The following is a 9,983-nucleotide window of genomic DNA, read 5'->3' as shown; positions in this document are numbered from 1 at the left end:
AGGAGCCGCCTCATGAATCATTGGAGCCGTTTCACCGCGCTGCTGCTGTTGGTCGCGGCCAGCCTGCCGGCCAGTGCCCTGCAGCCCACGGCAGCGACCTCGCAGACCGTCGGCCAGTGCCCGCCGCTGCCGGTGGTCCCTGCGGCCGGGGCGTCGCAGCAGGCCTTCGATCAATACAGCTGGCAGCTGTTCATCGCCTTGAACTGGCCGGCCCTGGCCGGGCAACGTGGCACCCCGGATTGCAGCAAGCCCCTGGGCAGCACTGGCGATACCGTGTGGCAGAGCTACAAGAGCGTCGCCGAGACCTTCCTGCCTGACGGCCAGGACCCAGGCCCCTGGGATACCCCGCCGAAAGCCCGGAGCCTGAGCCTGATCAACATCGCCGCGGTGAAGAACAACCAGGTGGTGCAATCGGACCTGCAGGCCGTGGGTGGCTGGCTGATCGACCAGCGCCAGAACCCGACCTACTACGACATCGCCACCAACCAGGTGTCCTACAGCTACATCGTCGACAACCAGTTCTACAACGCCGATATCGTCGAGGCGGCCAAGAGCATCAAGTTCCCCAGCAACGCCACGGAGGTCAAGTCCAGCTGGCGCATCATGACCGCCAGCGACGACACCAGCCGCTACCTGACGATGCAGGCCCAGGTCACGAAGTTCGACGACCAGGGCAAGCCCATTGGCGTGATGGACGCCAACCTGGGACTGGTGGGCCTGCACATCATCACCAAGGTGGATGGCTTCCCGCAGTGGGTGTGGTCGACCTTCGAGCAGGTCGACAACGTGCCGCCCAAGGTCCAGCAAGGGAACCAGTGGGTGGATCAGCCGGCAGCCGGCGTCTTCTACTCCTACTACGATGCTTCGGCCCCGGCGAACAAGGTCAACCAGTCGCCCTGCAACTGGCAACCGGTGAACTCGGGCATGGTGTGCCAGCCCAAGCCCGGCGCCAGCTTCAAGACCCCGGACCCACTGAACCGCTACACCCCGATCACCCCGGGCACCCAGCAGGTCAACGGGCAGTTCCAGAGTAGTCCGCCGGTGCAATCCAGCGTGTTCAAGAACTACCAGCTGATCACCACCCAGCGCCCACAGCAGCCCAACAACCCGGGCAACCCGCTGGGCGCGCCGACGCCATCGCTGTCAGCCAACGTCACCATGGAAGCCTATATCCAGCCCAGTAGCAGCTGCATGAACTGCCACACCATGGCGACCCCGCTGAACAGCTTCAGCAAGAGTGACTTCTCCTACGTGTTCCGCTTCGCCCAAGCCCCAGCAACCGCCAGCCACCAGGCCAAGGACTAGACCATGAGCATATTGAACGGACCCCGGCTGAACTTCTGGGGCGGTATCTCCACCGATGTCAGCGTGCCCAACAACTCGCCGACCCTGCCCACCGGCGCGACCAGCACGATGGATCTGTTCGACCTGACGAACTCGGTGGTGGCTCCCGCCGCGCAGGGCTATAGCGATGACCAGTTGTATGCGCTGATCAACGCTCCCGACCCCGAGATCGGTCCCCAGAGCCGCTACACCGCCGGCGGCTGGAACCACTACGGCGACCATGTGGTGAGCCTGCAGAATGCACGGATCAGCTCCCAGGGCACCCCGGGCAACATCGAGCCCAGCGGCGACCTGGTCGGCCAACCGGTGTACCTGCTCGGTTCCCTGGTCCCCGGCACAGGGCAAGGCCCCTACTCGGGACCGATGATGGTCGACCTGGACCCGACGGCGACCACCACCACGCAGATTTTCGTCGGTGGCCTGCAGATCGGCGATGGCGACACGCCCCAACTGCTGATCCGCTGGGACAGCGTGTGCAGCAGCTTCGACGTCAATACCCGGGTACTGCTGCCGCGAACCATGGACTCGCCCGGCTCCTTCCATGGCAGCGGCACCTTCCAGCTGACGTTCCCCCTGAGCAGCATCGTCAGCTACAACCATGCCAGCCCCGGGCTCAAGGCGCTGATCGAGGATCCACGCGCCACCGGCCTGGTCCTGCGTTTCGTGATGTTCGAAATGTGCCCGACCTTGACCACCGCGCAACTGAACGCCGACTACGCGGCCAATCAGTTCAGCCCCAACCCGAGCATTGGCCGGGTCATCGGTACACTGGCCACCGCCTATGCCAACGAGCCGCAGATCTGCCCGCCGGGCCGGCAACTGGTCAATGCCGACAAGAACATCGGCAGCGTCGCCTATGCCGAGGTCGCCAATGGCCTGCTGAGCCTGGACATGGTCAACCTGGTCCCCAAGCAGACCTTCAGGGCCCGGCGCGACGACATCACCAGCCCCATCGGCCCGAACGCCGACTACGGTCCCATCACCATCGCGGCTGGCAATACGCCGCTGGCGCTCTACCAACCCAGCGATCCGATGCTGTTCGACTACTACCTGTACGGCGGCATTCTTGATCTACCGCTGAACATGACCCAGTTGCAGCAGGTCCAGAACAATCCCCTGAATGTCAGTGCCCCCGGAACTACCCAGAATCCACCGATGTCCGCCCGCGAGGTTGCCTACCGGGTCTACACCGATCAGCGCAACAGCTACTTCGATCCCAACGACCGCAGCATCCAGGTCACCTTGCAAGCTCGCTATCTTGGAGGACCGATGCCGAAGGACATACAGATCGGCATCGCGGCGGCGGCGACCAACACTTACCAGGGCAAGCAGTACTGGGATTTCCTGCAGTTCCCGAACTCGCTGACGGTACCGGCTGGCCAGTCCTCGGTGAGCTTCAACATCAGCCCGCAGAGCGACTCCAGCGCCCTGGCCGGCTTCACCACGCTGACCTACATCATCAACAACGACACCACCTATCCGACCTACAGCAACTTCCGCAAATACTCGCGCACCGATTTCGGCATCCCGGCCGGCAGCCAGGTCACCTGGGAGCAGGTGTACGAGAACGTGCTGCGCTTTCATTACCTGGCCTTCCCGGCCATGTCGCGCTACATCCAGCTCAACCAGCCCGACGCGGTAATGGGGGCCAAGCAGGCGATCCTCGCGCGGATCTCTCCCGACTACCAGAACACCACGCTGTACATGTCGGTGGTGCGCTCGATGTCGCCGAGCCAGCGCGCGTTGCTCACCGCCTGGCTCAACGGCACCCCATGGCAGCCTTGAAGGAGAAGACGCCCATGCCTGTTGCCCTGCATATCCCCGCACAGCCGGAACAACAACTGCGGCCCAGCCAGATCGTTGCCCACGGCCTGCTCAACCCTCGTGGCGTCTGCCTCCAGGAAGATGGCAGCCTGCTGCTGGCCGAAGCCGGCTCGGGGCTGGCAGACCAGCCCTTCAGTGGGCGCATCAGCCGCCTGCGCCCGAACCCGCAAGCTCCCGGCGAGTACTTGCCCCCCGAGGTACTGGCCCAGGGTTTTCGCTCGATGAACATGCAGTCGCGGATGTTGCGCGATGAAATCATGGGCCTGTCGGACATCGCCCTGGGAGCCGGGCGTTGCCTGGCCAGCCAGACCGACTATGTCGCCGGCTCGAAGCTCGTCGACCTGCAATACAGCCCGCCCGAACCGGTATTCCACAGCCGCGGCAACCTCAACTCGCTGTGCTACCACCCTGGGCGTCGCAGCTGGCTGGCGGTCAAGCCCGATACCAACCAACTGGTGGAGTTCGTCGATGACGGCGAACAGGTCCTGGCGCAATTGCCCGACCTGGACCAGGGCCAGGAAGCCGTGCCGGTAACCCTGGTGTACGAGCCGCAGAGCGGGGCGGTGCTGATCAGCCTGTTTTCCGGCGAACTGCGCCACGACCCGGCGCGCCTGGGTATCGAGTTCGCCGACAAGGCCGGCCAGGTGATCCGGGCCTGGCCCGACAACGGACGGATCGAGGTGTTGGTGCGCGGGCTGCAATTACCCACCGGGCTGGCCCTGGACCCGCAAGGGCGGATCCTGGTGCTGGAGTTGTGCGACCGGCTGTTGCAGCCCTTGCAGCCGGACTGGTCCGGCGAGGCCTTGCACGGCGGATTCGCCCGTTTCAGCGGGCGCCTGCTGCGCTGCGACCTGCAACAGCGCAGCGTGCAGGTTCTGGCCAGTGGCCTGGATACGCCCTCCAACCTGTGTTGTGTCGAGGGCGCGGTGCTGGTTAGCGAGGGCATGGGCCTGAGTGGCCGGGCGATTCCCACGCCGGACCAGCGGGTGGTGGCCCTGGCTGGCTGCCTGCGGCGGGTGGCGCTGTAAGAGCCCGGTCGGCCAAAGTGGCTGAACTGGCTGTGCGCTACGGCTGCCTTCAGCGGACCGCAGCGCACAGCGCATCAGCGATGCTCGAGCGGTGAGGGCCAGCGCCCCCCTGCGTCAATCTGCAAAAGCCCTGGGGCAGAGGTCATTGCAGGCATTCCTGAGTCGATCATCGTTCATGCCCAGCACCCGGACCAGCGCTCTGCAGAACATGCAGGGCGTCACGGCCAGGACGATCAGCAAGCCGAGCACTGCCATGGCTGCGCTTGCGCCCAACGTCTCGGCGAATGCGCCACCGACCAGGACACCGAAGGGAATGACGCCAGCAGGCGCTGGCGGTCATACTCATCGCCCAGCCAGCCGCACAAGGCCCGGGACAAGACATCGGCGAAGGTGGCAATGGCGACGGAGGCGGAAAACAGCAGCGCATCGCCCGTCTTGTGCAGGATCCACCAGGCAATCGCCAACTGCCCGCAACGGGCCCCCACGGCATTCAGCAAGGCCGCGAGCTGGAGCAGATAGAAGCTGCGCACCAGGCCCCTGACGACGAAGCGGTCACCGCCCCTGGTGTCCCGCAATGCCGGTATCCACGCCTATCACCGGATGGCGGCCTGGCGGCTCATCCACGATAGTTCCGGTCAGCAGCTTGCAGCGCCTCATGCAAGACCTCCATCCATGGTGTCTTGCTCATGTCCCCGGGCGCTTGCCGACGCACCGGGGGGTTGTACGTCGGGTAGAAATGAAAACCCCCGCTAGGCGGGGGTTTTCGCAGGAGACTTCAGAGAGAAGTTCCGGGGAGCAGCTTAGAACGGAATATCGTCATCGAAGCTGTCGAAGTCCGGTGCCGGCTGCGGAGCAGGCTGTTGTGGCGCTGGACGCTGCGGAGCCTGTTGCGGACGTGGTGCCTGCTGGCGAGGTGCGGACTGCTGGTAGTTGTTGCCGCCGCCCTGTTGGTCGCCCTGTTGAGGACGGCCGCCCAGCAGCTGCATGGTGCCCTGCATGTCGACGATGATCTCGGTGGTGTAGCGCTTGATGCCGTCTTTTTCCCACTCGCGGGTCTGCAGCTTGCCTTCGATGTACACCTGGGAACCCTTGCGCAGGTATTCGCCGGCGATCTCGGCGACCTTGCCGAACATCGATACACGGTGCCACTCGGTACGCTCGACCTTCTGGCCGGTCTGCTTGTCGGTCCATTGTTCGCTGGTGGCCAGGCTCAGGTTGGTCACGGCGTTACCGTTAGGCAGGTAGCGAACTTCGGGATCCTGGCCGCAAGTGCCGACCAATATGACTTTGTTAACCCCACGGGCCATAACGTTCTCCTAGGCTTCGCGCGACGACGGCGCTGGATTGACCAGCTGCTCGAGGGTCGCGCGATCCAATAATTCGGTGTCCAATTTGATGTAAATGGCAGCCTCCTCGGCCACCACCACGGCATCTGTTACCCCTGCGACAGCCTTCAGGCGCTCGACCAGGCCGGCTTCGCGGATCGCTTCGGGCGATAACGGCAAGCGCAGGCTCGTCACATACGGGGGCTCGCGCATGGTAACAGCAAAGGCCAGCCAGAGTGCAGCCAGACCTGCGCATCCGAGGAACACAACCGACAAACCGCCATGCTGGAACAACCAGCCGCCGAGGATGCCGCCCAATGCCGAACCGAGGAACTGGCTGGTGGAGTACACCCCCATCGCCGTCCCCTTGCCGCCCGCCGGCGAGACCTTGCTAATCAGCGATGGCAGGGAAGCCTCCAGCAGGTTGAAAGCGGTGAAGAACACCACGGTGCCAATCACCAGCGCTTGCAAGCCGTTGCCGAACTCCCAGAAGAATAGCTCGGTGAGCAGCAGCGTACTGACCGCGCCCAGCAGAACTCGTTTCATTTTGCGTTTCTTCTCGCCATAGATGATGAACGGGATCATGGCGAAGAACGAAATCAGCAGCGCGGTCAGGTACACCCACCAATGCTGCTCCTTGGGCAAGCCGGCTTTTTCCACCAGGGCCAGGGGCAATGCGACGAAGCTCGACATCAGCATCGCGTGGAGCACGAAAATGCCCAGGTCCAGGCGCAACAGGTCGGGGTGCTTGAGCGTCGGAACCAGGGCCTGGCGCGCCACGCCAGACTCGCGGTGCTGCAGCGGGCCGGTAGAACGCGGCACGATGAAGGCGATGATCAGGATACCCACCAGGGCCATGGCGCCGGTGGCCAGGAACAGCCCCGAAAGACCGAAGCTACGGGTCAGCAGCGGGCCGACCACCATCGCCACGGCGAAGGACAGACCGATGGTCATGCCGATCATGGCCATGGCCTTGGTCCGGTGCTGCTCGCGGGTCAAGTCGGACAACAGCGCCATCACCGCCGCGGAAATCGCTCCCGCGCCCTGCAGGATACGTCCGGCGATCACGCCCCAGATGGAATCCGCGTTGGCTGCCAGCACGCTGCCCAGGGCGAACACGATCAGGCCCAGGTAGATCACGGGGCGCCGCCCGATGCGGTCGGAAATGATGCCGAAGGGAATCTGGAACAACGCCTGGGTCAGGCCGTACGCGCCGATCGCCAGGCCGATCAGGGCCGGGGTGGCACCCGCCAGATCCATTCCATAGGTCGCCAGGACTGGCAACACCATGAACATGCCAAGCATACGGAAGGCGAACACCAGGGCCAGGCCGCTTGCCGCGCGGGTCTCGCCACCACTCATGCGTTCGCTGTGGGGATCGTGCATGGAATAACCTCGTATGAACCGGCGGCGATTCTACCAGTCCGATCGATTGAGGGGATATATGGCGACGCTTTGCCGCGCAGCCCTTCCCGGCGATCGAAAAACCGCCGCCGATAGTGTGCATCCATCCAGTATTTAGTTTTATACTCCTGCCTTTACGCCCGCCGATCGAGGCCTCTTTTGGACAAGATTCTGATTCGTGGGGCCCGCACCCACAACCTGAAGAACATCGACCTGACCCTGCCCCGGGACAAGTTGATCGTCATCACCGGTCTGTCTGGGTCCGGCAAGTCATCCCTGGCTTTCGACACCTTGTACGCCGAAGGCCAGCGCCGCTATGTCGAGTCGCTGTCGGCCTACGCCCGGCAATTCCTGTCGATGATGGAAAAGCCCGATGTGGACACCATCGAAGGACTGTCCCCGGCGATTTCCATCGAACAGAAATCCACTTCCCACAACCCGCGCTCGACGGTCGGCACCATCACCGAGATCTACGACTACCTGCGCCTGCTCTATGCCCGCGTCGGTACTCCGCGCTGCCCGGACCACGATATCCCGCTGGAAGCCCAGACCGTCAGCCAGATGGTCGACCTGGTGCTGTCCCAGCCCGAGGGCAGCAAGCTGATGTTGCTGGCGCCGGTGATCCGCGAGCGCAAGGGTGAGCACCTGTCGGTATTCGAGGAGCTGCGAGCCCAGGGCTTCGTTCGCGCCCGGGTCAACGGCAAGCTGTTCGAACTGGACGAGCTGCCGAAGCTGGATAAACAGAAGAAGCATTCGATCGATGTGGTGGTCGACCGCTTCAAGGTGCGGGCAGACCTGCAGCAGCGCCTGGCCGAGTCCTTCGAGACGGCCCTGAAACTGGCGGACGGCATTGCCCTGGTGGCGCCGATGGACGACGAGCCCGGGGAAGAAATGATCTTCTCCGCCCGCTTCGCCTGTCCGATCTGCGGCCATGCCATCAGCGAGCTGGAACCCAAGCTGTTTTCCTTCAACAACCCGGCCGGTGCCTGCCCGACCTGCGATGGCCTGGGGGTCAAGCAGTTCTTCGACATCAAGCGCCTGGTCAATGGCGAACTGACCCTGGCCGAAGGCGCGATACGCGGCTGGGACCGGCGCAACGTCTATTATTTCCAGATGCTCGGCTCATTGGCCGCCCACTATGGTTTCAGCCTGGAGGTTGCGTTCAACCAGCTGCCGGCCGACCAGCAGAAGGTCATCCTCAATGGCAGCGGCACGCAGAACGTCGACTTCAAGTACCTGAACGACCGAGGCGACATCGTCAAGCGCTCCCATCCGTTCGAGGGCATCGTACCGAACCTGGAGCGCCGCTACCGCGAAACCGAGTCGGCCACCGTGCGTGAGGAACTGGCCAAGTTCCTCAGCACCCAGCCCTGCCCGGATTGCCGGGGTACGCGGCTGCGTCGCGAGGCGAGGCATGTGTGGGTCGGAGAAAAGACCCTGCCGGCCGTCACCAGCCTGCCTATCGGCGATGCCACCGATTACTTCGGTACCATCAAGCTCACCGGGCGCCGTGGCGAGATCGCCGACAAGATCCTCAAGGAAATCCGCGAGCGCCTGCAGTTCCTGGTCAATGTCGGGCTCGACTACCTGACCCTGGACCGCAGTGCCGATACCCTGTCCGGCGGTGAGGCCCAGCGTATCCGCCTGGCCAGCCAGATCGGCGCCGGCCTGGTGGGGGTGATGTACATCCTCGACGAGCCATCCATCGGCCTGCACCAGCGGGACAACGATCGCCTGCTGGGCACCCTCAAGCATCTGAGGGATATCGGCAACACGGTGATCGTGGTCGAACACGACGAAGACGCCATCCGCCTGGCCGACTATGTGGTGGATATCGGCCCGGGAGCCGGAGTGCATGGCGGCCAGATCGTCGCCGAAGGCACCGCGGCCGAGGTCATGCAGCACCCGGATTCCCTGACCGGCAAGTACCTGTCGGGGCGGGTGAAGATCGTGGTCCCGGCCAAGCGCACGCCGCGCAACAAGAAGCTGTCCCTGACCCTCAAGGGCGCCCGTGGCAACAATCTGCGCAATGTCGACCTGGAGATTCCAATCGGCCTGCTGACCTGCGTCACCGGGGTATCCGGCTCGGGCAAGTCGACGCTGATCAACAACACCCTGTTCCCACTGAGCGCCACCGCCCTGAACGGCGCCACCACCCTGGAAGCCGCACCGCACGACAGCATCAATGGGCTGCAGCATCTGGACAAGGTGGTGGACATCGACCAAAGCCCGATCGGTCGCACGCCCCGTTCCAACCCAGCCACCTACACCGGGTTGTTCACCCCGATCCGCGAGCTGTTCGCTGGCGTGCCGGAGTCTCGCTCCCGCGGCTACGGCCCTGGACGCTTCTCCTTCAACGTCAAGGGCGGCCGTTGCGAGGCGTGCCAGGGCGATGGCCTGATCAAGGTGGAGATGCACTTCCTGCCGGACATCTACGTGCCCTGCGATGTGTGCAAGAGCAAGCGCTACAATCGCGAGACCCTGGAGATCAAGTACAAGGGCAAGAGCATCCACGAGGTCCTGGAAATGACCATCGAGGAAGCGCGGGAGTTCTTCGATCCGGTACCAGCCCTGGCGCGCAAGCTGCAGACCCTGATGGATGTGGGCCTGTCCTATATCAAGCTCGGGCAATCGGCCACCACCTTGTCCGGTGGTGAGGCGCAGCGGGTCAAGCTGTCCCGTGAGCTGTCCAAGCGCGATACCGGCAAGACCTTGTATATCCTCGACGAACCGACCACCGGCCTGCATTTCGCGGATATCCAGCAGTTGCTGGATGTCCTGCACCGCCTGCGCGACCACGGCAACACCGTGGTGGTGATCGAGCACAACCTGGATGTGATCAAGACCGCAGACTGGCTGGTGGACCTAGGTCCGGAAGGTGGTTCCAAAGGCGGCCAGATCATCGCGGTGGGTACACCGGAACAGGTGGCCGAGATGCCTCAGTCCCACACCGGGCACTATCTGAAGCCGTTACTGATCCGCGACCGGGCCTGAGGCCCATGAAAAAGCCCCTGGCACCTTAGGGCGCCAGGGGCTTTTCTATTTCTTGCGTTCGTCA

At 63.8% G+C, this 9,983-nt stretch carries 7 protein-coding genes; 4 read left to right on the top strand and 3 right to left on the bottom strand.

Annotation, left to right across the window (positions count from 1 at the left end; genetic code table 11):
• Positions 1 to 12 precede the first annotated feature (12 nt).
• From AC3WK8_RS14205 to AC3WK8_RS14195, 3 genes are read left to right on the top strand one after another with little or no spacing between them, the layout of a single operon-like run.
• Complete coding sequence (locus tag AC3WK8_RS14205) at positions 13 to 1,305, top strand: hypothetical protein (RefSeq protein WP_103325221.1); 1,293 nt, start codon at positions 13 to 15, stop codon at positions 1,303 to 1,305.
• Between the two features lie 3 nt (positions 1,306 to 1,308).
• Complete coding sequence (locus tag AC3WK8_RS14200; RefSeq protein ID WP_103325223.1) at positions 1,309 to 3,129, top strand: hypothetical protein; 1,821 nt, start codon at positions 1,309 to 1,311, stop codon at positions 3,127 to 3,129.
• A gap of 14 nt (positions 3,130 to 3,143) precedes the next feature.
• Positions 3,144 to 4,196, top strand: coding sequence for a hypothetical protein (locus AC3WK8_RS14195; protein ID WP_103325224.1), 1,053 nt, complete (start codon positions 3,144 to 3,146; stop codon positions 4,194 to 4,196).
• A 233-nt stretch (positions 4,197 to 4,429) separates the two neighbouring features.
• Here AC3WK8_RS14195 and AC3WK8_RS14190 read toward each other — a convergent pair whose 3' ends face one another.
• The 3 genes from AC3WK8_RS14190 to AC3WK8_RS14180 all read right to left on the bottom strand — a co-directional run bounded on the left by AC3WK8_RS14190 (position 4,430) and on the right by AC3WK8_RS14180 (position 6,907).
• Positions 4,430 to 4,771, bottom strand: coding sequence for a hypothetical protein (locus tag AC3WK8_RS14190; protein WP_085596896.1), 342 nt, complete (start codon positions 4,769 to 4,771; stop codon positions 4,430 to 4,432).
• A gap of 225 nt (positions 4,772 to 4,996) precedes the next feature.
• Entirely contained in the window at positions 4,997 to 5,503 is a 507-nt protein-coding gene (locus tag AC3WK8_RS14185) for a single-stranded DNA-binding protein (RefSeq protein ID WP_022641321.1), read from the bottom strand.
• Positions 5,504 to 5,512: 9 nt separating this feature from the next.
• Positions 5,513 to 6,907 (bottom strand): MFS transporter, encoded by a 1,395-nt coding sequence (locus AC3WK8_RS14180; protein WP_022641322.1) that lies wholly within the window; start codon positions 6,905 to 6,907, stop codon positions 5,513 to 5,515.
• Between the two features lie 177 nt (positions 6,908 to 7,084).
• Between AC3WK8_RS14180 and uvrA the strand changes: the two genes are divergently transcribed.
• Positions 7,085 to 9,919, top strand: coding sequence for an excinuclease ABC subunit UvrA (gene uvrA / locus AC3WK8_RS14175; protein WP_085596895.1), 2,835 nt, complete (start codon positions 7,085 to 7,087; stop codon positions 9,917 to 9,919).
• Positions 9,920 to 9,983: the final 64 nt, after the last annotated feature.

The sequence above is a fragment of the Pseudomonas sp. FW507-12TSA genome (assembly GCF_058781435.1).
The sequence above is the reverse complement of the archived record's forward strand: the minus strand, read 5'-3'. Positions and strand labels throughout refer to the sequence as shown.

Coding starts and splice junctions, on each gene's coding strand:
- AC3WK8_RS14205 (WP_103325221.1), top strand. CDS start 13: ATGAATCATTGGAGCCGTTTCACCGCGCTGCTGCTGTTGGTCGCGGCC.
- AC3WK8_RS14200 (WP_103325223.1), top strand. CDS start 1,309: ATGAGCATATTGAACGGACCCCGGCTGAACTTCTGGGGCGGTATCTCC.
- AC3WK8_RS14195 (WP_103325224.1), top strand. CDS start 3,144: ATGCCTGTTGCCCTGCATATCCCCGCACAGCCGGAACAACAACTGCGG.
- AC3WK8_RS14180 (WP_022641322.1), bottom strand. CDS start 6,907: ATGCACGATCCCCACAGCGAACGCATGAGTGGTGGCGAGACCCGCGCG.
- AC3WK8_RS14185 (WP_022641321.1), bottom strand. CDS start 5,503: ATGGCCCGTGGGGTTAACAAAGTCATATTGGTCGGCACTTGCGGCCAG.